This window comes from Pseudarthrobacter sp. C1 (assembly GCF_034720455.1).
Lineage (GTDB): Bacteria > Actinomycetota > Actinomycetes > Actinomycetales > Micrococcaceae > Arthrobacter.
In genome coordinates this window covers 1-25,441 of record NZ_JAYESK010000006.1, presented here as the reverse complement: position 1 = coordinate 25,441, position 25,441 = coordinate 1, and the positions used below count along the sequence as shown (strand labels likewise).

At 64.4% G+C, this 25,441-nt stretch carries 23 protein-coding genes; 6 read left to right on the top strand and 17 right to left on the bottom strand.

Annotated features, from left to right (window positions below):
• Window positions 1-5 precede the first annotated feature (5 nt).
• From U7114_RS11650 to U7114_RS11610, 9 genes are all read right to left on the bottom strand, one after another.
• Window positions 6-1,004 carry a tripartite tricarboxylate transporter substrate binding protein gene (locus U7114_RS11650; RefSeq protein WP_197432462.1) on the bottom strand — a complete coding sequence of 333 codons (999 nt, stop codon included), beginning with the start codon at window positions 1,002-1,004 and terminating at the stop codon, window positions 6-8.
• An 83-nt stretch (window positions 1,005-1,087) separates the two neighbouring features.
• Complete coding sequence (locus tag U7114_RS11645; protein WP_323057433.1) at window positions 1,088-2,668, bottom strand: tripartite tricarboxylate transporter permease; 1,581 nt, start codon at window positions 2,666-2,668, stop codon at window positions 1,088-1,090.
• Between the two features lies 1 nt (window position 2,669).
• Window positions 2,670-3,203 carry a tripartite tricarboxylate transporter TctB family protein gene (locus tag U7114_RS11640; protein ID WP_323057432.1) on the bottom strand — a complete coding sequence of 178 codons (534 nt, stop codon included), beginning with the start codon at window positions 3,201-3,203 and terminating at the stop codon, window positions 2,670-2,672.
• Between the two features lie 18 nt (window positions 3,204-3,221).
• The gene (locus tag U7114_RS11635) at window positions 3,222-4,196 is read right to left on the bottom strand and encodes a tripartite tricarboxylate transporter substrate binding protein (RefSeq protein WP_323057431.1); all 975 of its coding nucleotides are present in this window, start codon (window positions 4,194-4,196) and stop codon (window positions 3,222-3,224) included.
• A gap of 251 nt (window positions 4,197-4,447) precedes the next feature.
• Complete coding sequence (locus U7114_RS11630; protein ID WP_157240808.1) at window positions 4,448-5,632, bottom strand: thiolase family protein; 1,185 nt, start codon at window positions 5,630-5,632, stop codon at window positions 4,448-4,450.
• Entirely contained in the window at window positions 5,632-6,408 is a 777-nt protein-coding gene (fabG, locus tag U7114_RS11625; RefSeq protein ID WP_157240810.1) for a 3-oxoacyl-ACP reductase FabG, read from the bottom strand. The genes U7114_RS11630 and fabG overlap by 1 nt, the downstream gene beginning before the upstream one ends.
• A 59-nt stretch (window positions 6,409-6,467) precedes the next feature.
• A complete protein-coding gene (locus U7114_RS11620; RefSeq protein WP_416235553.1) occupies window positions 6,468-7,628 on the bottom strand; it encodes an acyl-CoA dehydrogenase family protein in 1,161 nt (386 codons plus the stop codon).
• 102 nt (window positions 7,629-7,730) lie between these two features.
• Window positions 7,731-8,144 carry a thioesterase family protein gene (locus U7114_RS11615; protein WP_323057429.1) on the bottom strand — a complete coding sequence of 138 codons (414 nt, stop codon included), beginning with the start codon at window positions 8,142-8,144 and terminating at the stop codon, window positions 7,731-7,733.
• Window positions 8,137-9,345 (bottom strand): CoA transferase, encoded by a 1,209-nt coding sequence (locus tag U7114_RS11610; protein WP_323057428.1) that lies wholly within the window; start codon window positions 9,343-9,345, stop codon window positions 8,137-8,139. The genes U7114_RS11615 and U7114_RS11610 overlap by 8 nt, the downstream gene beginning before the upstream one ends.
• Window positions 9,346-9,553: 208 nt before the next feature.
• Between U7114_RS11610 and U7114_RS11605 the strand changes: the two genes are divergently transcribed.
• The 3 genes from U7114_RS11605 (at window position 9,554) to U7114_RS11595 (ending at window position 12,710) form a co-directional block, all read left to right on the top strand.
• A complete protein-coding gene (locus U7114_RS11605; RefSeq protein WP_157240816.1) occupies window positions 9,554-10,456 on the top strand; it encodes a LysR family transcriptional regulator in 903 nt (300 codons plus the stop codon).
• 128 nt (window positions 10,457-10,584) lie between these two features.
• Window positions 10,585-11,805 carry an acyl-CoA dehydrogenase family protein gene (locus U7114_RS11600; protein WP_323057427.1) on the top strand — a complete coding sequence of 407 codons (1,221 nt, stop codon included), beginning with the start codon at window positions 10,585-10,587 and terminating at the stop codon, window positions 11,803-11,805.
• Window positions 11,806-11,843: 38 nt separating this feature from the next.
• Window positions 11,844-12,710, top strand: a complete 867-nt coding sequence (locus U7114_RS11595; RefSeq protein ID WP_323057426.1) for a 3-hydroxyacyl-CoA dehydrogenase family protein — start codon at window positions 11,844-11,846, stop codon at window positions 12,708-12,710.
• A 13-nt stretch (window positions 12,711-12,723) separates the two neighbouring features.
• On the opposite strand, the gene U7114_RS11590 is transcribed toward U7114_RS11595, so the two are convergent.
• The 6 genes from U7114_RS11590 to U7114_RS11565 form a co-directional block, all read right to left on the bottom strand.
• Window positions 12,724-13,845: an amidohydrolase gene (locus tag U7114_RS11590; protein ID WP_323057425.1), complete on the bottom strand. Its 1,122-nt coding sequence runs from the start codon at window positions 13,843-13,845 to the stop codon at window positions 12,724-12,726.
• Entirely contained in the window at window positions 13,842-14,954 is a 1,113-nt protein-coding gene (locus tag U7114_RS11585) for a mandelate racemase/muconate lactonizing enzyme family protein (RefSeq protein ID WP_157240823.1), read from the bottom strand. Before U7114_RS11585 ends, U7114_RS11590 begins: the two co-directional genes overlap by 4 nt.
• Window positions 14,955-15,016: 62 nt before the next feature.
• Complete coding sequence (locus U7114_RS11580) at window positions 15,017-15,826, bottom strand: amino acid ABC transporter ATP-binding protein (protein ID WP_157240825.1); 810 nt, start codon at window positions 15,824-15,826, stop codon at window positions 15,017-15,019.
• On the bottom strand, window positions 15,823-16,839 hold the full coding sequence (locus tag U7114_RS11575; RefSeq protein WP_323057424.1) for an amino acid ABC transporter permease: 1,017 nt from the start codon (window positions 16,837-16,839) through the stop codon (window positions 15,823-15,825). Before U7114_RS11575 ends, U7114_RS11580 begins: the two co-directional genes overlap by 4 nt.
• Window positions 16,836-17,777, bottom strand: coding sequence for an ABC transporter substrate-binding protein (locus U7114_RS11570; RefSeq protein WP_157240829.1), 942 nt, complete (start codon window positions 17,775-17,777; stop codon window positions 16,836-16,838). The genes U7114_RS11575 and U7114_RS11570 overlap by 4 nt, the downstream gene beginning before the upstream one ends.
• A gap of 23 nt (window positions 17,778-17,800) precedes the next feature.
• A complete protein-coding gene (locus U7114_RS11565) occupies window positions 17,801-18,667 on the bottom strand; it encodes a hypothetical protein (protein WP_323057423.1) in 867 nt (288 codons plus the stop codon).
• A 104-nt stretch (window positions 18,668-18,771) separates the two neighbouring features.
• On the opposite strand from U7114_RS11565, the gene U7114_RS11560 reads away from it, so the two are divergent.
• Entirely contained in the window at window positions 18,772-20,370 is a 1,599-nt protein-coding gene (locus tag U7114_RS11560) for a helix-turn-helix domain-containing protein (protein ID WP_323057422.1), read from the top strand.
• A 5-nt stretch (window positions 20,371-20,375) separates the two neighbouring features.
• Here U7114_RS11560 and U7114_RS11555 read toward each other — a convergent pair whose 3' ends face one another.
• Window positions 20,376-21,404 (bottom strand): ornithine cyclodeaminase, encoded by a 1,029-nt coding sequence (locus U7114_RS11555; protein WP_321214513.1) that lies wholly within the window; start codon window positions 21,402-21,404, stop codon window positions 20,376-20,378.
• A 164-nt stretch (window positions 21,405-21,568) separates the two neighbouring features.
• Complete coding sequence (locus U7114_RS11550; RefSeq protein ID WP_311216728.1) at window positions 21,569-22,000, bottom strand: Lrp/AsnC family transcriptional regulator; 432 nt, start codon at window positions 21,998-22,000, stop codon at window positions 21,569-21,571.
• A gap of 201 nt (window positions 22,001-22,201) precedes the next feature.
• On the opposite strand from U7114_RS11550, the gene U7114_RS11545 reads away from it, so the two are divergent.
• Together U7114_RS11545 and U7114_RS11540 are read left to right on the top strand one after the other, a co-directional pair.
• Window positions 22,202-23,935, top strand: a complete 1,734-nt coding sequence (locus U7114_RS11545; RefSeq protein WP_323057421.1) for an ABC transporter ATP-binding protein — start codon at window positions 22,202-22,204, stop codon at window positions 23,933-23,935.
• On the top strand, window positions 23,932-25,441 hold a 1,510-nt coding region (locus U7114_RS11540; RefSeq protein WP_323057420.1), incomplete at its 3' end, for an ABC transporter ATP-binding protein. The genes U7114_RS11545 and U7114_RS11540, both read left to right, overlap by 4 nt.

Sequence of the window (25,441 nt, the reverse complement as noted above, 5' to 3'; positions counted from 1 at the left end):
CCGGCTCACCGGCCGAGGATCGGTTCGTAGAGTGCCTTGATCCGGGCAAAGTTGGCGCCCAGCTCCTCGGCACCAATGAATTCCTTCGGCACAAAGTTCTTTCCGATCTGCTCAACGACCTTGGGGTCGCTAAGGCAGGTTTCGAGTTCGCGTTCGAGGGTGGACACAACAGCGTCCGGCATGCCCTGGGGACCGAACAGGCCGTAGATTGACGTGGCATTCACCAGGTCCGGGAACCCCGATTCGGCCAGCGTCGGTACGTCGGGGAGCCAGCCGAGCCGTTCAGGCGTGGTGGCGGCAACGGGAAGGAAAGACCCCTCGGTAATCCGTGCCTGGACATCAGGATGATCGTTGATGAAAAGTGCATCCACATGCCCGCCCAGCAGATTGGTGGTCATCTCCGCGTTACCCGAGGCCGGCACGGCGGTGATCTCAACCCCGTAGTCGTTCTTCAGCCGCTGCAGTTCAATGGCCGCGGGACTCGTAGCACCAGGAACACCCATCGAGATTGCTCCAGGATCCGCCCTGGCCGCTTCGAAGAGCTCTGCTGCGTCCTTGTAGGGGGAGTTTGTTCCCACAACGATCAGGGTCGGATTGTCGGCCATGACACCTATGGGTTCAACGTCCGCAAGACTGTAGCTCAGCGAGTTGATCATAGGGGCCATGACCAGCGTGCCGGTGGTACCGAGCGCCAGCGTCTGGCCGTCGGGTTTAGAACCCACCAGCTCCTGCATTGCGACGGCTCCGCTGCCGCCGGGTTTGTTTTCGACGACGAAGGCCTCGCCGAGGCTGTTCCCCAAACAGGCGGCAACCGAACGGGCGGTAAGATCCGAGGGGCCGCCGGCGGCATAGGGCATAAGGATGGTGACCGGCTTCGCGGGATAGTCGGATCCGGCATTCCCGGGGCCGGCGGAACCGGCCACACCGCACGCTGCTACGGTCAGGGATGCCAGCGATGCCAAGGCAAGCCCGGCGGTCGTTTGAAGGCGCAAGACGTTCTTCAAGGTGCTCCCTTGTCTTTCTGTCGAATTGTTTTTCGGTCGAATCGAAACCGATGGCGCTCACGGATGGACGCTGCGGCGCGGAATCATTCTTCGGTGCCGGGACCCGGAGTCCCCTCGCGCCTGGCCGAGGCGTGGACGAGCGTATTGCCCTCTTCCGGGCCTGCAGCGGCTGCGCGGCGCATCCTGCGCTGCCGCCGGCTGCGGCTGATGAAGCCGTAGACGATGAACAGCCCGATCAGGATGAAGATGGTCGCAGACACCGGGTCCGAGGCGAAAATACCGAAGCTTCCTTCGGAGATCAGCATCGTCTGGCGGAAGGATTTCTCCAGGATCGGGCCCAGGATGAAAGCCAGCACCAGGGGGCCTGGGTCAAAGTGAGCCTTGATCATGATCCAGCCGAGAACCCCGAACGCGAGCACCACCCACATGTCGAACGGGTTGTTGTTGATGGAGAACACGCCGACCATGACCACCAGCAGGGCGAAGGTCGAAAGGATCCCCGTTCGTACCCGGAGCATCTGGATGAAGACTCCAACCAGCGGGATATTGAGGATGATGAGCATCAGGTTGCCGATGTACATTGACGCGACGACGCCCCAGAAAACGTTGGGATGTTCGTTGATCAGCTGCGGCCCCGGTGTGATCCCGTGCAGCAGGAGCGCTCCGTAGATCATGGCCAGGACAACGTTGGACGGGATGCCCAGGACGAGCAGCGGAATGAAGGCCGACGTTGATGAGGCGTTATTCGCTGTCTCGGGACCGGCGACGCCTTCGATGGCACCCTTTCCGAACCGGCTGGGATCCTTCGCGCGGCGCTTCTCCATGGCATAGGATGCCAGCGATGAGATGACGCCGCCGCCGCCGGGCAGGACGCCGATGAAGAAGCCCAGCACCGAGCCCCGGGCTATCGCACCGGAGGAGTCACGGAAATCCTTGCGCGAGGGCCAGATGTTCTTGATTTTGGCGGTGACGGCCTGGCCCTTTTCGCTCCGCTCGAGGCTATGGAGCAGTTCTCCCACACCGAAAAGCCCCATGGCGATAGCGACGAAATCCAACCCGCCCAGCAGCGACGTCTGGCCGAACGTGAAGCGTGCGGTTCCGGTAACCGGGTCCTGGCCCACGGTTGAGAGCAGGAGGCCGACTCCTGCCATGAACAGGCTCTTGACCGTTGAACCGCTGCCGAGGGAGGTCACCAGGAACAGGCCCAGGATCATGATGGCGACGTAGCCCGCCGGGCCCACCGCGACGGCCACCTTGGCAAGCAACGGAGCCAGGAAGGTAAGGCCGATGATGGCTACCGTGCCGCCGATAAAGGAACCGACCGCGGAAATGCCGAGAGCCGTTCCGGCCCTGCCCTGCTTGGTCATCTGATAACCGTCAAAGGTGGTGACCACTGATGCGGCCTCGCCGGGAAGACGCAGGAGTACCGAGGTGATCGTTCCGCCATACATCGAGCCGTAGTAGATACCGGCCAGCATGATCACCGCGCCGACCGGATCCATCGTGTAGGTGATCGGCAGCAGGAGCGCGATGGTGGCGGTCGGGCCCAGCCCCGGCAGGACGCCGATGGCAGTTCCGATGACCACACCGACGAATACGAACAGCAGGTTCATCGGGTCAAAGGCTACAGAGAAGCCCTGGCCCAGGTTGTTCAGGGCGTCCATATCAGAATCCGATCATCGGGGAGAGGCTGGTGACTACGATGTCGTCGGGAAACGGCACCCCAAGCAGGCCTGCGAAAACCACGTGCAGCACAACGGCACCTCCGAGGGCCAAAGGGACGGTCCAGCGCCACGGCTCGCGGCCGAAAACCCGGAGCCAGAGCAGAAGCATCAGAAACGCCGGAACCAGGAAGCCTATGGCTTCAAAAAGCACCACGAACACGCACAGGCTGCCCACTCCGCCCGCAATAGCGGCCGTCCGCCGCGTCCAGGACTCGGGAACCGCCGCGTCCGGGAACAGCACGAGGACCACAGCCGCGATGGTCACCGCGACGGAGACGATAAAGGGCCAGAGCCCGGGACCGGGGCTGTTCAGCTCTCCCAGCGAGAGCTGCCATGACCCGATCACGGCCGATACTCCGGCGGCGACCAGGAGAAGGGGGACCAGGCGGCGGAGCCGATGCCGGGGCCTGTCGGGGTGTCCGGCCGCCGGACGGGCATCGTCCACCTCTGCGGGGCCAAGAGCGGGTTTCGTCATATCCATGCCTTTGCTGATTTACTTCCCCAGGAGGGGTTGGTAGAGGTCCTGCATGGCAGTGAATGCGCTGTGCAGCTCTTTGGAACCGGCGAATTCGTCAGGCACAAACCGTTCGCCGACCTGTTCGGCCACGCCCGGATCAGCGGCGCAAGTCTTGAGTTCGCCTTCGAGCTTGGAGACGACGTTCTCCGGCATGCCTTTCGGGCCGACGACGCCGAACACCGAAACTGCGTTGACCAGATCCTTGAAGCCGACTTCGGCCAGCGTCGGAACCTCGGAGTACCAGGCGGCGCGTTCCGGGCTGCTGATGGCAAGCGGCTTGAAGGATCCGTCCGCGATCCGTGCTGCAACGTCGGAATGGTCGGTTATGAACAGTGCGTCGACATGGCCGCCGAGCAGATTCGTGGTCATTTCCGCGTTGCCGGCGGTCGGAACCGCCGTGACCTCGATGCCGTAGTCGGACTTCAACCGCGTCAGCTCGATCGCTGCGGAGGTGGTAGCCCCGGGAACCGCGACGCTGAGCTTCCCGGGACTTGCCTTGGCCGCCGCGAAAAATTCCTTCGCATCGGCAAACGGCGAGTCGGCGCCGACCACGAGCACGGTGGGCATCTCGGCCATGACTCCGACCGAGGTGAAGTCAGCCAGGCTGTAGCCTAATTTGTTCACGATGGGGTTCATGACCAGCGGGCCGTTGGTGCCGAGCCCGAGCGTGTGGCCGTCCGGCTTGGCGCCGGCCAACTCCTGCATGGCTATGCCGCCGCTGCCGCCGGGCTTGTTTTCAACCACGACGGGCTTTCCCAGGCTGCGTTCGAGGCAGGATGCGTAGGCGAGTGCTGTCATGGAGGAGGGGCCACCCGCGGCGAAAGGGACCAGGAACCGCACCGGCTTCTTCGGGTAGTCGGATCCGTCATTGGCACGGGCCGCTCCACCGGCGCCGCAGCCCACCAGTGCCAGCGAGATCCCCACAAGCCCTGCAGAGACTTTCAAATGCATTGCGCTTCGCTTCTTCAAAACGGACCTCATTGTCGTTCGGGTTGGTGGTTGGTCTTGCACATTGTGTTGATCGCCTTTGTGTTAGCTAGATCACTCTCGCAGAGTGTTCAATTCGAATCCAATACCAAATTGAGCACCGATTGATGTGCTTAAGGCATCAATAATCAGTCGGGCATTCGCGGCGGGGAGCGGCGCTGTGAGGTCACCCCTCGCCGTCGTTATTCCGCGGTTTTCAGCAAGGAAACAAGGGGTCAGGCTCTTTCGAGGAGCATCGCGGTACCTTGCCCGAGCCCCACGCACATGGTGGCCAGGCCCCTGGCCGCACCTTCACGCTCCATCCTGCCCAGCAGCGTAACGGCGATCCGGGCACCGGAGGATCCAAGGGGGTGGCCGAGCGCGATTGCGCCGCCGTCCCGGTTCACGATCTCCTCGTTCATTCCCAGCCTGCGCATGCAGGCCAGTGCCTGCACCGCGAAGGCCTCGTTGAGCTCGATCGCCCCCACGTCATCGAGTGACCAGCCGGCCCGCCCAAGCACCTTGAGTGTGGCCGGCACCGGGCCGATGCCCATGATCTCCGGCGGCACGCCCGCGGAGGCGCCGTCGACGATTCGTGCCCGCGCGTGAAGGTTCAGCCGCTCGACGGCATTTTTACTGGCAACAACGACGGCGGAGGCGCCGTCATTGAGTGAACTGGAGTTTCCCGCGGTCACCACGCCGCCGGGGTGCACCACCGAGCGCAGGCCCGCCAGCGCTTCGAGGGTCGTTTCACGTCGGGGACCCTCGTCCTCCTTGACAGCTCCCCGCTTAGTCTCCACCGGAACGATCTCCGCCAGGAAACGGCCTTCATCCACAGCCGCAAGGGCCCGTTGATGTGAACGGAGCGCGAAGGCATCCGCGTCCTCGCGGGAAATACCGTCCACGCGCGCCAGCTCCTCTGCCGTCTCTGGCATCGAAAAGGTGGATTTGGGGCGTTCGTGGAACTTCGGATTCAGGAAGCGCGAACCAATGGAGGTATCGGCGATTTCTCCCGGGCGTCCGAATGCCTTCTCAGGCTTTGCCAGCACCCAGGGGGCCCGGGACATGGATTCCACTCCGCCGGCCACTACGATATCCGCCGCACCTGACTTGATCATCTGCGATGCGATGATGATGGCGCTGAGCCCGGAGGCGCAAAGCCGGTTCACGGTCATCCCCGGGACACTGTCCGGGAAGCCTGCGAGCAGGGATGCCATCCGCGCCACATTGCGGTTGTCCTCTCCCGCCTGGTTGGTGTTGCCCAGGATCACCTCATCGACGTCGGCAGCCTCGATTCCTGCCCGCCGAACAGCTTCGCCGAGAACGAGTGCCGCCAGGTCATCCGGACGGACCCCGGACAGTGAGCCGCCGTAGCGCCCCACCGGGGTGCGCACCCCGCCCACCAGGAATGCTTCAGCCATCAACGTGCTCCTCCATTGATGTAGAGCGTCTGCCCGGAGACATATGAGGAGTCATCGCTGGCGAAGAAGGCAATGGCGGCGGCCACTTCCTCCGGTTCCCCGACCCGGCCCAATGGGGTGCGCTCGGCCACGGATTTCTGGTGCTCCTCCGGCGTGCTGCCGACCCGTCCAGCTGTCGCAGCGGTCATGGCGGTGGCGATGTAGCCCGGCGCCACCGCGTTGACGTTGATGTTGAACGGACCCAGTTCCAGTGCCAGTGTGGCGGTGAGTCCCTGGATCCCGGCCTTGGCGGCAGCATAGTTAGCCTGCCCGCGGTTGCCCAGCGCGGAGCGGCTGCTCAGGCTGACAATCTTTCCGTACCGGGCCTGCACCATGAACTTCTGCGCTGCCTTGGCGCAAAGGTAGGCGCTGGTCAGGTTGGTGGCCAGGACAGAATCCCAGTCCGGACGGTCCATTTTGAAGAGCATGTTGTCCCGGGTGATGCCGGCGTTGTTGACCAGGATGTCGATGCGTCCGTGGTCGGCGAAGATCTGCCCGAAGACCTCGGCAACCTGTTCCTCGCTCGTGACATCACAGGCGGCACTGACTGCCGAACCTCCGGCCGCCCCGACGGCGGCGTCTGAGCTGATCCCGGCGGCCGTGGCCGCCGCCCGCTCGGCGTTCAGGTCCAGGATGGCAACCGTCGCGCCCTCCGCGGCCAGCCGGAGCGCGGTGGCAGCGCCGATCCCCTGTGCCCCGCCTGTGACGATGGCGGTCTTGTTCTTCAGCCTGTTCATTGGCTCTCCCTCTTGGCTTGTTCTTCGTTTGGTTTGGCTTGTTCCTGGCAAGAAGGACGTCATCCGGAGAATGCGGAGATGCCGGTGATATCGCGGCCGATCAGCAGCGACTGGATGGAGTCCGTTCCCTCGTACGTGTGGACGACTTCCATATCAGTCATGTGGCGCGCTACATGGTTTTCCAGCAGCAGCCCGTTGCCGCCCAGGATGTCGCGGGCTTCCTGGCAGATCCAGCGCGCCTTCTGGGCCGTGTGCATCTTGGCCAGTGACGCCATAGGGCCGGTCATTTTCCCTTGGTCGGCGAGTGCGGCCAGGCGAAAGCAAATCAGCTGCATGGCGGTCAACTCGGCCAGCATGTTGGCGAGCTTGTTCTGCACCAGCTGATAACTGGCAATGGGCTTGCCGAACTGCACGCGTTCCTTCGCGTATTTCACTGCGGCCTCGTACGCGGCGATCCCGTGGCCCACTGATTCCCAGGAGGCACCGCCGCGGGTCGCGGTGAGCACACGGGTGACATCGCGGAAGGAATTCGCCTCGGCGAGCTTGTTCTCCGCCGGAATCCGCAGGTTTTCAATGGTGATGTCGGGCTGCAGAATCGCCCTTTTGCCGATCTTGCCGGTGATCACCTCGGCCCGGTAGCCCGCCGGGTAGCTGCCGTCGCCGTTCTTTTCCAGAATGAACGCCTTGACCTTGTCGTCCGCTTCATCCCGGGCCCAGAGCACGACGACGTCGGCGAAGCTCGCGTTGCCGATCCAGCGTTTGCGGCCGTTCAGGATGTAGTGGTCACCGTCCCGGCGCGCGCTCGTTTCCAGCCCCACGGAGTCCGAGCCATGGTCCGGCTCGGTGAGTCCGAAGGCCCCGATCTTTTCCAGCCTGGCCATCCCGGGAAGCCACCGCTGCTTCTGCTCCTCGCTGCCGAGCGTATTGATGGTGCCCATCGCCAGGCCGGACTGGACCCCGATGAAGGTGTTGATGGAGCCGTCGCCCCGTGCCATCTCCATGGCCACCATTCCGGCCGCCAGGCGGCTCATGCCGGGGCAGCCGTAGCCTTCGATGGTTGTGCCGACGATGCCGAGCGCCGCGATCTTGGGGACGAGGGCGAACGGAAATTCCGCCCGGTCCCAATAGTCGTTGATGACCGGCAGAAGGTCGGTTTCGACAAAATTACGGACCTTCTTCCGGATGATCCGTTCGTCTTCGGAGAGGAAGTCATCGACCATGAAGTAGTCGCTGTTGATCTCTTCTGTAACCACAGTTTTTCCTTTGTCTCTGGACAGCCGGGGTTGCCCGCAGTGTTTGTCCGGTTGTTGTTTGGGTGCCGCTCAGACCGGCACTTCAGCGTGCAGATAGCGCTCCAGGTAGTCTCTTTCCCTGGCGTCGAGCGCCCGGGCCCTCCCGGTCGCGTCGTCGAGGGAAACCATGACTGTTGAGGCGTCCAGGACCAGGTTCCCGTCCTGGTATCCGGCGTAGGCCATGGTGTAGGACCTGTCCCCGATGCGTGCCACCCAGATGTCCACGTCAACGTCCTGGCCGAACTCGATGGGCCGGCGGTAATGCAGCGTCAGGGACGCCACCAGGGTGGTTGTTTCGGCGGCCGCGGCTGCGGAGGCCGCGTGGCGCCGCCACTGAATCCGGGCCTCTTCCAGCAGGGTTGCCACGCGCGCATTGTTTACATGGCCGTTGACGTCCTGGTCGGACCAGCGGACGTACACCTGTGCGCGGAATTCCTCAGCCAACGAGCCGCGCCTCCTTGGCGGCCAGCCAGGTGCGGACCAGATCGGAGCTGGCATTGAGTTCCGGCGGGGCCAGTTCATAACTGACCGGGGTTTGCGAGAAGGCAACCGGGTGGCGCACGGAGGGAATCCGGCGTTCGCCGTTTCCGGCCATAACGACCGGTTCCAGTCCCAGTTTCCGGGCGAGTTCAATGCCGCCCTTGACGTCCTGGATGGGCGCGCAGGGCAGGCCTAGTCCGGAAAGGTGCTCAAACCACTCAGCCGCGGAACGCTCGGCCAGGCGCCCCTGGAGGATGGGCCGCAGCTCCTCACGGTTGGCGTTGCGCTCCTGCGGGTTGCCGAAGCGCGGGTCTGCGGCAACTTCGGGGATGCCCAGGGCATCACAGAGTTTGGTGAACTGGCCGTTGTTTCCTGCCACGACGATCAGCATTCCGTCGCCTGTAGGCATCGGTTCATAGGGGTACAGGCTGGGGTGCTCGTTGCCCATGCGGGTGGGTACCAGCCCGCCGGTGACATAGGCTGCCGACTGGTTGACCATTCCGGACAGGGCGGACGAGAGCAGGTTCAGCTCAACAAGCTGCCCCTGGCCGGTGTTGTCCTTGTGGTGGAGTGCCCCAAGAATGCCGATGCTGGCGTGCAGGCCGGTGATCACGTCGAATATGGCCAGTCCGGCACGGTATGGTTCGGTGTCCTGCCCGCCGGTGAGGCTCATCATCCCGGACACCGCCTGGACCAACAGATCGTAGCCCGGCAAGCCCGCGCCCCCGGCGGTGCCGAAACCGGTAATGGACGCGTAGATGACATCCGGGTTCAGTGCGGAAACGCTGTCGTAGTCCAGCTTGAACTGCTCCAGCCCGCCAGGCTTGAAGTTCTCCACGAGGACATCTGCCCTTGCGGCGAGTTCGCGGGCAACTTCAAGATCTGACTCGTCCCTGAAGTCGAGCACAATCGAATGCTTGTTGCGGTTGACGGACAGATAGAACGTGGCTTCATCGTCACGGACGGGCGGCTTCCAGCCGCGGGTGTCGTCTCCCTGCGGGCTCTCGACCTTAATCACCGTCGCTCCCATGTCCGCCAACAGCATGGTGCAATACGGTCCGGCGAGGACGCGGGTGAAGTCCGCAACAACCACGCCGCTCAGCGGCCCGCTGCCGGAGCGGCCGAAAGCCTGGTTCAGCCTTGATGCAGCGTCAGTTTGATTCATGTCATGCCTTCCGGTTTGTGCTCCACATCACCCACTGTGGCAAACCCATTACTTCGCGTCCAATACGTATTCCGGCCCCCTTTGATGCGCAAAGCGCAACAAAGGCCCTGCTCTTGCCGCCGCGCAGCCCCTGGTGGAAAAACAGCATTGATGCGGAAGCCTCACTGACGTTTGACGCTTCTATGTGCCTGACGCATAATTGCCCGCTATGGAGATCCAGCAGATCCGCGCGTTCCTGGCCGTTGCCCAAGAGCTGCATTTCGGGCGGGCCGCCCAGCAGCTGCACATGGCCCAGCCCCCGGTCAGCCGTGCAGTCCAGAACCTGGAACGGGAGCTCGGCGCCCCCCTCTTTGAGCGCAGCACCCGCTCTGTGCGGCTCACCCCGGCGGGCGAGGCCCTGGTCCAGCCGGCGACGGATATTCTCGATGCCTGCCGGCGGGCCAGGACCATGGTTGCCAACGCCGGCAAGGGCGAGACCGGGCGCGTGAGGGTCGCTTTCGCCGGAGCGTCGTCGCACGTCATGGTCGGAAAGCTGGCAAAACTGGTCCGCAAAACACACCCGGGCATCGACTTCGAGCTGTACAGCTCGAATTTCGCCATCCCGGCCCTGGACAAAGTCGCCAACGGCGCCATGGAAATCGGGCTGGGACGGTGGAACTTCATCCCGGCAGCCCTCGACTCCCGGGTCATTGCCAACGAAAAACTCGTCATCGCCGTGCACGCCGGCCACCCACTGGCCGGGCGGGCGTCCGTGCGGATGGCTGACCTGGACGGCGAGCCATTCGTTACCCTGCCCGCGGATCCCGGCGCGGTCCTGCGCGACCATCTCCTCAGGCTTGCCAGCGATGCCGGGTTCCTGCCTTCAATTGTGCAGGTAGCCCCGGATTCACTGACGCTGGTCTCACTGGTGGCCGCTGAAATCGGGGTGGCGATGACGGTCTCTTCCGTTGCGGAGAATCTCCACTATCCGGGCGTGTTGTTCCTGCCCCTGGAGGACCCCGCGGACCCTGTCCTGCTGCGAATGATTTGGCGCAAGGACAACACCAGTCCCGCCCTCCGGGAGGTTCTGAGGCTTTCTGAAATTGCGCTGCCGACACCCGAACTTGACTGAGCGTCTAATGCTCCGAACGAATCAATAGTGCTGCCATTTGGTATTGGATCGGAACATAAATTGCTGTCACAGTGAACGGGGCGAACGCAAACCAACGCCGTTAGGCCGTCACAGTCGGAGGATCAAAGATGAGCGTCACACCAGAAACCCTGTCCGAACCGGAACTGCAGGCCGCTTCCGCCGTTGCCGGCGAGGTCCGCTCGGACGTGCTTGACCTGCAGGGACTGCTCAGCAGTGACGAACTGAAGCTGCGGGACACCGTCCGCCGGTTCGTGCACGAGCGCATCAAGCCGAACATCAAGGACTGGTATGAAGCTGCGCACTTCCCGGTGGAAATTTCCCAAGAGATGGGTGCCCTGGGGCTCCTGGGAATGCACCTGAAGGGTTACGGCTGCCCGGGCCGTTCCGCCGTCGAATACGGTTTGGCGGCGATGGAACTGGAAGCCGGAGACTCCGGGCTGCGGACGTTCGTCTCGGTCCAGGGCTCATTGGCGATGACCGCCATCCACAAATGGGGTTCGGAGGACCAGAAGAACCGCTACCTGCCCGGCATGGCGAAGGGTGAGATCATCGGCTGCTTTGGCCTCACCGAACCCACGGCAGGCTCGGATCCCTCCAGCATGCAGACCTTCGCCCGCCGCGACGGCAACCAATGGGTCATCAGCGGCGCGAAGCGGTGGATCGGGTTGGCCTCCGTGGCGCAGATCGCCGTCATTTGGGCCGCTACGGAGGACGGCGTCCGCGGTTTCCTGGTTCCCACCGATACCCCCGGCTTCACCGCCACACCCATAGAGCCAAAGCTCTCCATGCGGGCATCGATCCAGTGCGATATCACCCTTGAGAACGTCACAGTGGACGACACCGCCAGGCTGCCGGGCGCCGCGGGCCTCCGCGGCCCGTTCTCCTGCCTGAATGAAGCCCGCTACGGCATTATCTGGGGTGCCATGGGGGCGGCCCGGGACAGCTACGAGCAGGCGCTGGCCTACTCGCTGGAGCGGATGCAGTTCGATAAACCGCTGGCTGCGTACCAGATCACGCAGCAGAAGTTGGTGGACATGCTGCTGGAAATCCAGAAGGGCACCCTGCTGGCGATCCACACGGGCCGGCTCAAGGATGCCGGCACCCTTGCACCCGTCCAGATCTCCGTAGGCAAACTCAACAACGTCCGGGAAGCCATCAAGATCTGCCGCGACGCCCGCGCCATCCTGGGCGGCAACGGCATCACCCTGGACTATTCGCCCCTGCGCCACGCCAACAACCTGGAGTCTGTCCGGACCTACGAAGGCACCGACGAGGTCCACACCCTGATCCTGGGTAACCACATCACCGGGATTCCCGCTTTCCGCTGAGCTAGGCGCCGGAAGTCACGTTGCGCACCAGGAGAATCATGCAGGTCAACAGGATTTTGGTGGTCGGGGCCGGAGCCATGGGCTCACAGATCGGCATGGTGTGCGCACTGGCCGGCTACCAGGTCACCATCCAGGATGTCGCGGCAGACATGCTGACAGCCGCCCGGAGCCAGCTCACCGACCGGATGAACAGCAGCGTGGCCAAGGGGCGCCGGAGCCGACAGGATGCCGGGGCCGCCCTGGCGCGGCTCACCTTCACCAGCTCGCTGGAGGCCGGCGCCGCGGATGCCGACTTCGTGATCGAGGCCGCCACCGAGAAACTCGAAGTGAAGCGCAGCATCTTCGCGGCGCTGGGACGGGCAGCCCCCACGCACGCCATCCTGGCCACGAATTCCTCCACGCTGGGCTCCTCGAAAGTGGCCGAGGAGACAGGGCGGCCGGAGCAGGTCTGCAACATGCATTTCTTCAACCCGGCCCTGGTCATGAAATGTGTTGAGGTGGTCCGCCACGCCAAGACATCTCCGGACACGGTGGACACCACCATGAATCTGGCGCGCTCATTGGGCAAATCGCCCGTCCTTATCAACCGCGAGATCCCCGGATTTGTGGCCAACAGACTCATGGGCGCCATCCGGGACGAGGCACTCCGGCTTTACGCGGACGGCATCGCCAGTGTCAGCGACATCGACACTGCAGCCAGGACTGCGCTGGGCCACCCCATGGGGCCGTTTGAGCTGATGGACCTGGTGGGCCTTGACGTGAGCTACCTGATCCGGCAAGCGACCTTCGAGGAAACGCAGGACCCGGCGGACCTGCCCCACCCCGCCTTGGCGGAGCTCTACGAACAAGGTAATTACGGCCGGAAAACCGGGCAGGGCTGGTACCGGTATGACCAGCCGGCATGACTAGACCTGCCTTCTATTCGCTCCGGGCCAGCGACTGCCGGCAGGACGCCAGAAGGACATCCACGGCGCGTTCCATCGCACCGCCGTCGAACGTCATGTCCGGGTGGTGGAGTCCGGGTTGGACGTTTGCCCCGACGGCCAGCATGGCCGCCTGAAGCGCAGGGTTCTGCCGGGTGTAGAAGTGGAAGTCGTCCGAGCCTGACGTGACGATCCTGGGACGCAGGTACTCCCTGCCCAATGTCGCCGTGACCGACGAAGCCAGGACGGCCTCGGCCTTGTGCCCTATCACTGCAGCAGGCACCTCATCCCGGAAGTCGAGGCGGATCTCCGCCCCGCTGTTCGCCGCCACCGATCGGCACACCTCCACCAGCCCCGTCCGCAGCGTGGCCATGGCTTCGTTGGTTTGGGCGCGCAGGTCCACCCCGAAGCATCCGCTGCCGGGGATGACGTTGAGGTTTCTTCCGCCGGCGTGCAGCATTGTCATTTTCGCGGAACTCGGGATCTGCGGATCGACCTTGATGCGCTGCAGCCCTGCCGAGATTTCAAGCGCAAGTTCGACGGCGTTCGCTCCGAGGTGGGGCCGTGCCCCATGGTGGTCCTCACCTGTGATGGTGCCGCTGGCGAAGAGGCAGGCCCCGTGGGAGATGGCGGGCGCCAGGCAGGGAGCGGGGAGTTCCTGCTGCGGGCGCAGGTGCACGCCAAAGAGATACTCAAGCCCGTCCGCGACACCAAGTGACGCCACCAGTTCCGCCCCGTTGCCCGCCTCCTCCGCGGGTTGGAAGATGGCACGGACGGCTCCGTTGAGCGGCTCCGGCTGCTCCGCAAGTTCGAGCATGACGGAAGCGACTATCGCCATGTTGGCATCATGGCCGCACGAATGCACAGCAATCCGTTTCCCGTCCACCTCCTGCACCAAGGCATCCATATCTGCCCTGAGCCCTATCCTGGGAACTCCCTCCCCGGCATCCACGGTGAAACCGGGAAAGTCGGAATATTTCCGTGGTTCGAGGCCCGCTTCCGCGAGCAGGCCGGCAAGGTACGCGGAGGTGGCGAACTCCTCCATGCTCGGTTCCGGGTGATCGTGCAGGTGGTTCCAGATGTCGTGCAGACGGCGGCGCGCTGCCTCATTGATCACGCAGTGACCCCGCACTCGCTGACCGTTAGGTCGGCCAGGACATCGAGGTCCACGTCCACCCCCAGCCCCGGGCCCTCGCCGATCTGGACTTCGGGCAGGACGTACTGAAGGTTTCCGGGTTCCCGGGCGAACTTGACGGGTCCCGAGAGTTCGGTGGAGACAATGTTTGGATGGGACAGGGCCAGATGGAAGCCGGCGGCCGAGGCGATGCTGGTTTCCAGCATGGAACCGATCTGGACCTTGAGGCCGCCGAGTTCGGCTTGGGTGGCCAGCCGGTGGCAGGGCGTGATTCCGCCGCTCTTCATGAGCTTGAGGTTGACCATGTCCACTGAACGGTCCCTGACGAATCGGCCCAGGTCGGCGGCGTCCACCACTGATTCGTCGGCCATCAGGCGGGCGCCGGTGGCCTGGCGCAGCAGCTTGAAACCGTCGATATCGTCGGCGTGGAGCGGTTGTTCCACCCAGTCGATTCCGTAGGGTTCCAAGGCAGCAATCATCTCTCGTGCCGTTGCGGGATCGGCCCACCCCTGGTTGGCGTCCACCCGGATCGCGAGGTCCGTGCCGATTGCTGCGCGGACAGCCCGGACGCGTTCGATGTCCAGGCCATCACCGCCGCCGAGCTTCATCTTGAGGTGGCGGTAGCCCTGGCTCCGGGCCTGGACTGCCTGTTCGGCCAGGGTCTCCGGGGCAAGGATGCTCATGACCCTCGCGATCGTGGGCTGCTCCGGGCGCCGCCCGCCGAGCAGGCTGTAAATGGGGCGGTTGGCTGCTTTGCCGGCCAGGTCCCAACAGGCAATGTCGACGGCGGCCTTTGCGGCTCCGCAGCCCTTGAGCGCCCTGTTGAGCTGCTGGTGGACGGCTGTGATATCGCGGGGATCCAGCCCCAGGACTGCGGGAATCAACTCCGTTCGCAGCGCTTCGACGGTTCCCGTGGGCGTTTCCCCGGTGATGTGCCCGTCCGGGACACTCTCGCCGTAGCCGATCAGGCCGTCGTCTGTTTCGAGGGTGAGGATGACGCTGGGCATTGACGAGTAGCTGTCGTAGGACACCACGAACGGTTCCAGCAAGGGGACATCGATCAGGGTGATGGTGGCGCGGGATATCTTCAATTCAGGCTCACTGTTCAAAGAGGAAGGACGGAAGCGTGCCGTCCTGACGGTGGGAAGCGGGACTACATCACGCTCTCGAGGAAGGAAATGGTCCTTGGGTTTTGCGGGTTGTCCAGCACGTCTTCGGGGGCGCCGGACTCCACCACCACGCCGCCGTCCATGAACACCACGCTGTCGCCCGCGCCGCGTGCGAAGCCGATCTCGTGCGTGACAACGATCATGGTCATGCCGTCCGCTGCCAGGGTCCGCATGACGTCCAGGACATCGCCCACCAGTTCCGGGTCAAGGGCGCTGGTTGGCTCATCGAACAGGAGCAGCTGGGGATCCATGGCAAGTGCGCGGGCGATGGCGACCCGCTGCTGCTGCCCGCCTGAAAGCTGGGACGGATAGGCCTTGGACAGGTGGGCCAGTCCCACCCTGTCCAGCAGTTCCATCCCGCGCTTGACGGCCTCCGCCTTGGGCACCCTTTTGACGCCGACCGGGGCGGCCCAGATGTTCTCCAGTGCGGTCATGTGTGGAAAGAGGTTGAAGCGCTGGAAGACCATTCCGATGCCCCGGCGCTGTTTGGCAACCTCGCGGGGTCTCATCTCGAAAATTTTGTCCTGGCGTTGCGCGTAGCCAATCAGGTCGCCCGCAACGGAGATCCGGCCGCCGTCGATCCGTTCGAGGTGGTTGATGCAGCGGAGGAAGGTGGATTTACCTGAGCCGGACGGACCCAGGAGGCACATGACCTCGCCGGTGTTGACCGTCAGGGAGATGCCTTTCAGCACCTCGACGCCGCCATAGTGCTTCCGTACGTTGCTGGCCACGAGGAGCGGCTGTGCGGCCGGCCGGTGGCCGGTACGCCTGGGGGAGGCCAGTGCCTCGGTCATGACGGTTGTCCTTTCGATGCTTTCGGGGCCGAACCGGGGGACGTTGCCGTACCGGGGGACCGCTGTTTACCTAGCACTGCCCTGATCCTGGCCAGGGGAGTGGGAGCCTGCTGGCGGGCGTTGCCCCTGCCGTAGTGGCGTTCCAGGTAGTACTGGGGAACGGACAGCGCCGAGGTGAGGAAGAGGTACCAACAACTGACAACGATGAGGAGTTCCACCTGGCGCAGGTTCTGGGAAGAGATCTGCGTGGCCACGGTGTAGAGCTCCAGCACCGCGATAACGGAGAGCAAAGACGTGTTTTTGAGCATCGAGATCGTCTCATTGCCCATTGGCGGGATGATGACCCGCATGGCCTGGGGCAGGACCACACGGAACAGGGTGAAGGCCGGGGACATTCCCAGGGAGGATGCAGCTTCGTGCTGGCCGGTGTCGACGGACAGCATCCCGCCGCGAATGATTTCCGCTGAATAGGCAGCCTGGTTCAGGGTCATGGCGAGGAGTCCGGCAGTGAAGGCCGGGACCAGGGTGTTGGTGTCCACGGAGAAGACAGTGAAGTCCGTGAAGGGAATGCCCAGCGAGATCTGTGAATACAGCAGTCCCAGGTAGCCCCAAAAGACCACTTGGATCAGCAGGGGAGTGCCCCGGAAGACCCAGACGTAGAACCAGGCGAAGGCGTTCATGACTGGATTCGTGGACAGCCGCATCACGGCGAGGAATACGCCAAAAACCGTGGACACCACCATGGATACAACGGTGAGGACAATCGTCAGACCCACGCCCCCGAGGATCCGGGGATGGAACACATAGGTGCCAATGGTGCCGTGGTCGATGTTCGGGTTGGTCCACAGTGATGCCGCCAGCGCGGCAGCGCCCAGGGCAAGGAGGGCAGCTCCCACCCAGCGCCAGGGGTGCCGGAGGGGAACGGCTACGACGTCGTCCTGGCTGCTTCCATGGGCAGGCACGGTTCCGGGGCCGGCAGGTTTCTGGCGAGGGGTGGTGACGGCGGTGTTCATGGCTTGGTACCGCCCAGGTTCAGCCCGGTCTCCTTGACCGTGTAGTCGGAGAGGCTGTATTTGGCCAGGATCCGATCGTAGGTGCCGTCTGCGATGACCGACTGGAGGGCGGCCAGCAGCGCCTTCGAAAGCTCAGCGTCCTTCTTGAGAACACCTATACCGGTGTAGACGGGGTTGTATCCGGCCGGGTTGGCAGGGTCTTTTACGAGGTCGAAGATCTTCCCGCCGCCGGCGGTCGTGGCGGCATAGGCTGCCACCGCCGAATCAACGACGTCGGCTGCGGCCTTTCCGGACCGGACGGCTGTTTGGACGTCCGTCTCCAGCGGGAGTTCGGAGATCCTGATAGGCCGGGACCCTTTGTCCAGGCACTGCTGATCATAGGTGCGGAGGATTTCGGCCTGGACGGTGGCCTTCTGCACGGCGACGTCTTTGTCGCACAGGTCCAGGACGGTGGTGATGTTTCCGGGGTTCCCTTCGGGGACCAGGATCGAGAATCCTGCGTGGAAGTAGTCCACGAAATCCAGCGTTTCCTGGCGCTCCGGGGTGTCGTTCATCCCCGACATGATGATGTCGTTCTTGCCCGATTGCAGGGAGGGAATGATGCTGTCGAACGCCTGGGTCCGGAGCTCCAGCCGCACCCCGAGCTTGGCTCCGAGGGCCTGGGCGAGATCGTAGTCCAGGCCCGTGAGCTGCTGGTTTTCGTCGAACATCTCCATGGGTGGATAGGGAATGTCGGAGGCGACGTTGATGACGCCTGCGCTCTTGAAGCGTTCGGGAAGAGCGGCGGCGGCTGCGGCGTCCACGGCGCCTCCCGAAAAGGCGTTCGCATTGCTGGCAGGTGTTGTCTCTGCCGAGCAGGCTGCCAGGCCTGTCGCCAGCGCGAGGCCGGCGGCAAGGACGGCCGTCCGGGCCGTTACTGCACGGGATGTGATGCGCATGGGTTCTCCTCTTGGGGGTGGGTCTAGGCCTGGTCGGGCGCGGTCAGTTTGTACCAGCCGTCTCGCGTGACGCCGGATGCTTGACGCCCCGAAGCGAAAGCGGGTTCGAAGATCTCCCGCACGAGTACACGCCACCGGGCAGCGGCGTCGGGGTTCGAGCCGCGGAGTGCCACGATGTCCCGCGGCGCGCGGCACCACAGCGTTCCGCCCGATTCCAGGAGGACAGGCAGCGAGTCGGGGCCGTATTCGAGGACGGCAGACGAGTGGTCAGGTGGAAGTTCGATCTCCGCATGGATTCCGCGCCCGGCATCCATGCTCCGCTGGGAGGCCAGCGGCCATACCGCCACGAGGCGGTCGCTTTCGTCGTTGGCGTTGATCTCGTCCTCCATCTGGCCATAGAAGTTGCAGGCATACTCTGATGCGTACGCTCCCAGCTTGGTCAGGTTGAAGCGGGCATTGCGGCTGACCAGCGGGTCAAAGGTCCAGGTCATGGTGTCGATGCCCCGGGCCAGTGACCAAGCCCGCTGGTGTTGTTTGAGGGCGAAGCCAACGCCCTTGTCGCCGCTGCCGGGAAGCACGCCGGCAATCAGCGAGTAGGTGGAACGCCCTCCGGGGGAGACGATCCCCACCGCCGCTCCGCACAGTTGCCCGGCGTGGTCGTAAGCGGCGGACACATTGCAGCCGGCATGCGCAATGCTGCGCAGGAGGTCGAAGGGGATAGGTGCGCCGTGCGGTGACATGCCCCAGATGGCAATGAGCAGTGCTTCCACGTCCCGGAGGCGGTCGCGGTCGTGTTCGTCCACCACCAGGACACCGGCCCTGGACGCTGCTGCGGTTGCTGATTCTGCGGCTTGAAGTGCGGCCGGACCGGCATCAAGAGTAAGTGACATGCGTCAACTATCTGCTGTGCCAGCACGCGGCGGCTTCAGTGCAGGCAACGAAGGTTATCGATTCTTCTTGTGTTCCAGCACCATAGGTGTGAAGCTTTAGCCCTATGACCGAGGCCACTCATCACAATGACAGCATCCACCTGCCCCACCTGCTGAAGATGCTCGAGGACACCGGACTGGTGCTCGGTTCAGGAGCGGTGCCGCCCAGGTTGTCCCTGATGAGTCCGTCGCTCTATGACCCCTTCGTGCCGCTTGAAGGGTTGCGTGGGGGCATTTTGCTCGGGATCGGGCTGCACCCCGCGGACCCGGGCACTGCAGGCGTGGTCCGGGATGCGGCGGAAGCCGGCTTTGCCGCAGTGGTGGTCAAGAAGCTCCACCAGGACATCGGACACCTCGCAGCGGTGGCGGACGAAGCCGGCATCGCCCTCCTGGTGGTGGACGACGACGTGAGGTGGCGGCATCTCAATGCACTCCTGGACTCTGCCCTCAACGCCTCGGCAGATGCCGGTAGCACCATCTCACCGCTGGGGGTGGGGGACCTTTTCGCGTTGGCAAACGCCATTGCGGCGATGGTCGGAGGGGCTACCACCATCGAGAACCTGCAGGAACAGGTGTTGGCGTACTCCACGCTTGAGGACCAGCCGATCGATGAGGACCGGCGCAGGGGAATCCTTGGCCGGCAGGTGCCCTACCTGCCCGAAAACGCGGGCCAGTACGCGGCGGTGTTCCGGTCCTCCGGGGCAGTCCGGATCGAGGGCGTCCGGCCCGCCATGGACAGGATGGCGATAGCAGTCCGGGCGGGCAAGGAGCCCCTGGGATCAATCTGGGTTGTTGATGTCCATGGCGATCTGGATGGCGAAGCCGAACAGGCCCTGGAACGCGCCGCGGACATTGCTGCGCTCCACATGCTCCGCGCCCGCAGCAGCCATGATCTCGCACGCCAGCAACGCGCGGAGCTGCTGCGCCGGCTCCTCGAAGGAGGCGACGACGCCATCCTGGTTGCCGAACAGCTGGGGCTGCGGAATTCGGGTCCTTTTGCGGTCGTCGCTTTTCAGGCTGAACCCGGGCAGGCAGCCGAGACTACGTTGGTGAGGATTGCGGACTTGGTGACCACACAGTGCGAGGCCCACGGCCAAGGCGCTCAATGCGTGCAGGCGGGCTCTACCATTTATGCAATATTCCCGGCGGCGGCTGCGTCGTCCCTGGGGTCAATCGAAGCCCTTGCCCGAAGGCTCAATGAGCGTTCCCGGGCATCGCTGGGAGTTGAGCTGCGGGCGGCGGCGGGTCCCGCCGTCGACGCCGTCTCGGACATCAGCCGTTCACGGCATGACGCCGATCTTGTCCTGCTGATGCTCGCCTCGGACGGTTTCCCGGGCACGTACGCCAGCGCAGGGGAGGTCCGCAGCCGCCTCACGCTCCTGGAGTTGGCCGCGGCGTTCCGGGCGGCACCGCACCTTCTGTCCGCTGCCGCCCGGAGAATCCAAGAGTACGACGCCGATTTTGGCACCGGATATGCCCTGACGCTGAGAACCTACCTTGACTGCTCACGCGATTCCGCAAGGACAGCGGCAGCCTTGTCCCTGCACCAGAACACGCTCCGGTACCGCCTCAAGCGCCTGCGGGACCTCTTCGGCGTGGATTTGGACCAGCCTGAGGACACGCTGGTGCTGTGGCTAAGCTTGCACGTGCTCGAGCTGAACTAGCCGGGCTAGCCGACCGGGGAGAGCGCGCCCACCAGGCCGAAGAGGTCTTTGGGATCCTCCGGGTTTGCGACCAGGTCGATCTCTTCGAAGAAGTCGGATCCCTGGACCGCATCCCGCACATAGCGGAGGGCGGAGAAGTCCTCGATGGCGAAGCCGACAGAGTCGAAGATGGTGACCTGCTCAGGCGTTGACCGCCCGGCAGCCCCTCCGGCCAGGACCTGCCAGAACTCGGTCACGGCAAAGTCTGCCGGCATCTGCTGGATCTCGCCTTCTATCCGGGTCTGCGGGGTGTACTCCACGAACACCTCGCCGAGTTCCAGGATGGCGGCGTCAAGTTCGGTCTTTCCCGGGCAGTCCCCGCCGATGGCGTTGATGTGGACGCCGGGGCAGATCATGTCTGCGCTGAGGACAGTGGCGTTGGCCTTGTCCGCGGTACACGTGGTGATGACGTCCGCACCCTGGACGGCGTCGGCCGCAGAGGACGCAATGTGGACATCGAAACCCAGCGGTGCCGCATTGCGCAGCAGCTTCGCCATGGCGGCCTGGTCAGTATCCCAGACCCGGAGGGTGGTGATCCCGAGGGCTGCCTTGAACGCCAAAGCCTGGAACTCCGACTGGCTGCCCGTGCCGATCATGGCCATCACAGAGGAGCCGGGGCGGGCAAGCCTTCTGCCAACCATGCCGGAAGTGGCTGCAGTCCGCAGGGCTGTCAGCAGCGTCATCTCCGTCAGGAACGTGGGGTATCCGTTGTGGACATCTGCCAGCACTCCGAATGCGGTTACTGTCTGGAAGCCGCGGGCGGGGTTCGAGGGGTGACCATTGACGTATTTGAAACCGTAGGTCTCGTGGTCGCTCGTTGGCATGAGTTCAATGACGCCAAACGGGGTGTGGCTGGCAACCCGGGGAGTCTTATCGAAGGATTCCCAGCGGCGGAAGTCGTCCTCAAGGTAGTCCATCATTTCCGAGATGATGGTTTGCGTTCCCGTGCGGGCCACCCAGCGAACCATGTTGTGAACATCCACAAAACGCGTCATTGCGCTCCTTCTTCCGTGTGAACCATTAGTGTCCTCACGGTATTCGGCGCCGATAAGCGGCCACAATGAGCAAAGCGCGTACCTTTCGTCAAATGCCTATGCATTTTGCCAGGTCATTTCTGGCATTGTGCAAGATCATGCACTCAACGCTCCGCTCGGGGCCCCTACCTGAGCACTGAACTGAGCAGCAGGCTTGTTTCACTGTTGAGCACGCCATTGACCGCACGGATCCTGCCAAGGACATCGTCGAAGCCGCTGAGGTTTTCGGTGGCCAGTTCCGCTACGAGGTCCCAGCCGCCGTTGGTGGTGTGCAAGGCGCGGATTTCCGGAAAACCGCGTAACTCCCGTATGACGTTGTTGGCAGACCTGCCCTCGACCGCGATGAGCGTGATGGCGCGAATTGTCAGTGGATCTACTTCGTCACGGACCCGTGCCGTAAAGCCCACGATGGTTCCAGAGGCGAGCAGGCGCTCAAGGCGGCTATTCACGGTAGCCCTCGCCACTCCAAGCCTGCGCGACAGGCTGGCCACAGATTCCCGGCCGTCCTCGCGGAGGGCAGACAGCAGCCTGCGATCAAGATCAGTGAGGTCAGTCATGTACAGAACGTATAACGATGGTTTGCAATACGCGCATTCTGGGAGGCAAGACGCAAGCCCTGATGTTCCCTGCAGGATCAGCAAAATACGCCCTCCGAGAACCAGCCCGGATTCTCCTGCATCGGCACGGCCTGTTCCCAGCCTCCGGACGTAAACTGACCTTCGCACCACCTCTTGTGGACACTGTGTCAGGAGCCGCCCATGCTCTGGAAGCTGCTTGTTGAATACCTGCGGCCGCACCGGCCGCTGCTCGCCGCCGTCGTGGTTTTCCAGCTGGCGCAGTCCATCGCGTCCCTGTACCTGCCTACGCTGAACGCGGACATCATCGACGAGGGCGTGGCCAAAGCGAACATCGGCTACATTCTCAGCCTGGGCGGCGTGATGCTGGCGATCACCCTGCTGCAGATCGTCTGCGCCGTCATCGCCGTGTACTTCGCGGCGAAGGCAGCCATGGGCGTCGGCCGGGACCTTCGGGGCGCGATCTTCAAACGGGTGGGGGAGTTCTCCGAGCAGGAAGTCACCAAGTTCGGCGCACCCAGCCTCATCACCAGATCCACTAACGACGTCCAGCAGGTCCAGCAGCTGGTCCTCATGTCCGCCACCATGCTGGTCACCGCGCCCATGCTCAGCATCGGCGGCGTGATTATGGCCGTGCGGCAGGACGTGCAGCTGTCCTGGCTGATCGCCGTCGCCGTCCCGGTGCTGCTCATCGCCGTCGGCCTGCTTACCGCCCGGATGGTGCCGCTGTTCCGCAAGATGCAGAAGCGGATCGACACCGTGAACCGCGTCCTCCGCGAGCAGCTCACCGGCATCCGCGTGGTCCGCGCGTTCGTCCGCGAGGACATCGAGACCGCGCGCTTCGCCCAGGCCAACGACGACGTCACGGACACCGCCCTCCGCGCGGGCCGGCTCATGGCCCTCGCGTTCCCGGTGGTAATGCTGGTGCTGAACGTCTCCAGCGTGGCCGTGATCTGGTTCGGCTCGTTCCGCATCCAGGACGGCTCCATGCAGGTGGGCACGCTCATCGCGTTCCTGAGCTACCTGATCCAGATCCTGATGTCCGTCATGATGGCCACGTTCATGGCCGTGATGATCCCGCGCGCCGCCGTCTCCGCGGACCGGATCGGCGAGGTGCTGCGCACCGAGTCCAGCGTCCGCCCGCCTGCCCGCCCGCTGAGCAGCGAGGTGCGCCGCGGCGAGCTGGAAATGCGCGACGTCGGATTCGCCTACCCGGGTGCCGACCAGCCCGTCCTCTCCGGCATCAGCTTCACCGCCAGGGCAGGGCAGACGACGGCGATCATCGGCAGCACCGGGTCCGGCAAGACCACCCTGGTGAACCTCATGCCCCGGCTGTTCGACGCCACCAGCGGGGCGGTGAAGATGGACGGCGTGGACGTGCGCGAGCTGCACCCGGACCTGCTGTGGGGGCACATCGGCCTGGTCCCGCAGCGGCCCTACCTGTTCAGCGGCACCGTGCGCAGCAACCTGCTCTACGGCAAGCCGGACGCCACCGAGGACGAGCTCTGGACCGCCCTGGAAATTGCCCAGGCCAAGGACTTCGTGGAGCGGATGGAGGGCGGCCTGGACGCGCCCATCAGCCAGGGCGGCACCAACGTCTCCGGCGGACAGCGGCAGCGGCTGGCCATCGCCCGGGCCCTGGTCAAGCGGCCCGAGCTGTACATCTTCGACGACTCGTTCTCCTCGCTGGACACCGGCACCGACGCCCGCCTCCGCCAGGCCCTCAAGCGCAGCACCGCCGGCGCCACGCTGGTGATTATCGCCCAGCGCGTCTCCAGCATCGTGGACGCGGACCAAATCCTAGTGCTCGACGGCGGCAGGATCGTGGGGCGCGGAACGCACAGTGAGCTGCTGGAGACGTCCGAGACGTACCGCGAGATCGTCTCCTCCCAGCTCGCGGCGGAGGAGACGGTATGAGCCGGCAGCCCTCTCCCGCACCCGGCACCAAAGCCGCACCCGCCTCTGCGACCGGCGGCGCCGCCGTCGTACGCATTCCCCGTCCGATGGGCGGGCCGGGGCGCGGCGGGCCGTTCGCGGGGATGAACGTCCCGGCGGAGAAGGCGATGAACTTCTGGCCGTCGGCCAAACGGCTGCTCGGCAAGCTCCAGCCGGAGCGGGCGTGGCTGCTGCTGGTGTTCGTGACGGCGGTGGCCGGGGTGGCGCTCTCGGTGACCGGGCCGCGGCTGCTGGGGGAGGGCACCAACCTGATTTTTGCCGGGGTGGTGTCCCGGGAGCTGCCGGCCGGGGTGAGCAAGGAGCAGCTGATCGCGCAGCTGCGGGCGTCCGGGGAGGGGCAGCGCGCGGACATGCTCAGCGCCATGGACCTGGTGCCGGGGCAGGGGATTGACTTTGCCGCGCTGGGGAACGTGCTGACGTGGGCGCTGGTGCTGTATGTGCTGTCCTCGGCGTTTATGTGGGTGCAGGCGTATGTGCTGAACGGGGTGGTGCAGCGGACGGTGTTCGGGCTGCGCGGGGAGATCGAGGCGAAGATCCACCGGCTGCCGCTGCGGTATTTCGACTCGATCCAGCGCGGCGAGCTGCTCAGCCGGGTGACCAACGACGTGGACAACATCTCCCAGAGCCTGCAGCAGACCATCAGCCAGGCGGTCACGTCCGTGCTGACGGTGCTGGGCGTGCTGGTGATGATGGTGATCCTTTCGCCCACGCTGGCGCTGATCGCGCTGGTGACCATTCCGCTGACGCTGGGGATCACGGCGCTGATTGCCAAGCGCTCGCAGAAGCTGTTTGTGGCCCAGTGGAAGAACACAGGTGAGTTAAATGGGCAGATCGAGGAGACGTACACCGGGCATGCGCTGGTGAAGGTGTTCGGCCGGCAGCGCGAGGTGGAGGAGCGGTTCCGGCAGAAGAACGCGGAGCTGTATGAGGCGAGCTTCGGGGCGCAGTTCATTTCCGGGCTGATCATGCCGGCCATGACGTTCATCGGGAACCTGGTGTACGTGGGGATCGCGGTGGTGGGCGGGCTGCAGGTGGCGTCCGGGGCGATGCAGCTGGGCGATGTGCAGGCGTTCATCCAGTACTCGCGGCAGTTCACCATGCCGCTGGCGCAGCTGGGGTCCATGGCGAACGTGCTGCAGTCGGGGGTTGCCTCGGCGGAGCGGGTGTTCTCGTTGTTGGATGAGGACGAGGAGTCTGAGGAGCCGGCCCCTTCCACCGGGCCGGCGTTCGGGCGGGGGCGACTGGTATTCGAGGATGTGTCGTTCTCGTATTCGCCGGACAAGCCGCTGATTTCCGGGCTGTCTTTGGTGGCGGAGCCGGGGCAGACGGTGGCGATTGTGGGCCCCACCGGGGCGGGCAAGACCACGCTGGTGAACCTGATGATGCGGTTCTACGAGCTGGATGCCGGGCGGATAACGCTCGACGGCGTGGACGTCACCTCGGTGCCGCGGCGCGAGCTGCGCTCGC

Coding starts and splice junctions, on each gene's coding strand:
- U7114_RS11645 (WP_323057433.1), bottom strand. CDS start 2,668: ATGGACGCCCTGAACAACCTGGGCCAGGGCTTCTCTGTAGCCTTTGAC.
- U7114_RS11640 (WP_323057432.1), bottom strand. CDS start 3,203: ATGACGAAACCCGCTCTTGGCCCCGCAGAGGTGGACGATGCCCGTCCG.
- U7114_RS11635 (WP_323057431.1), bottom strand. CDS start 4,196: ATGCATTTGAAAGTCTCTGCAGGGCTTGTGGGGATCTCGCTGGCACTG.
- U7114_RS11630 (WP_157240808.1), bottom strand. CDS start 5,632: ATGGCTGAAGCATTCCTGGTGGGCGGGGTGCGCACCCCGGTGGGGCGC.
- fabG (WP_157240810.1), bottom strand. CDS start 6,408: ATGAACAGGCTGAAGAACAAGACCGCCATCGTCACAGGCGGGGCACAG.
- U7114_RS11620 (WP_416235553.1), bottom strand. CDS start 7,628: ATGGTCGATGACTTCCTCTCCGAAGACGAACGGATCATCCGGAAGAAG.
- U7114_RS11610 (WP_323057428.1), bottom strand. CDS start 9,345: ATGAATCAAACTGACGCTGCATCAAGGCTGAACCAGGCTTTCGGCCGC.
- U7114_RS11605 (WP_157240816.1), top strand. CDS start 9,554: ATGGAGATCCAGCAGATCCGCGCGTTCCTGGCCGTTGCCCAAGAGCTG.
- U7114_RS11600 (WP_323057427.1), top strand. CDS start 10,585: ATGAGCGTCACACCAGAAACCCTGTCCGAACCGGAACTGCAGGCCGCT.
- U7114_RS11595 (WP_323057426.1), top strand. CDS start 11,844: ATGCAGGTCAACAGGATTTTGGTGGTCGGGGCCGGAGCCATGGGCTCA.
- U7114_RS11580 (WP_157240825.1), bottom strand. CDS start 15,826: ATGACCGAGGCACTGGCCTCCCCCAGGCGTACCGGCCACCGGCCGGCC.
- U7114_RS11575 (WP_323057424.1), bottom strand. CDS start 16,839: ATGAACACCGCCGTCACCACCCCTCGCCAGAAACCTGCCGGCCCCGGA.
- U7114_RS11570 (WP_157240829.1), bottom strand. CDS start 17,777: ATGCGCATCACATCCCGTGCAGTAACGGCCCGGACGGCCGTCCTTGCC.
- U7114_RS11565 (WP_323057423.1), bottom strand. CDS start 18,667: ATGTCACTTACTCTTGATGCCGGTCCGGCCGCACTTCAAGCCGCAGAA.
- U7114_RS11560 (WP_323057422.1), top strand. CDS start 18,772: ATGACCGAGGCCACTCATCACAATGACAGCATCCACCTGCCCCACCTG.
- U7114_RS11555 (WP_321214513.1), bottom strand. CDS start 21,404: ATGACGCGTTTTGTGGATGTTCACAACATGGTTCGCTGGGTGGCCCGC.
- U7114_RS11550 (WP_311216728.1), bottom strand. CDS start 22,000: ATGACTGACCTCACTGATCTTGATCGCAGGCTGCTGTCTGCCCTCCGC.
- U7114_RS11545 (WP_323057421.1), top strand. CDS start 22,202: ATGCTCTGGAAGCTGCTTGTTGAATACCTGCGGCCGCACCGGCCGCTG.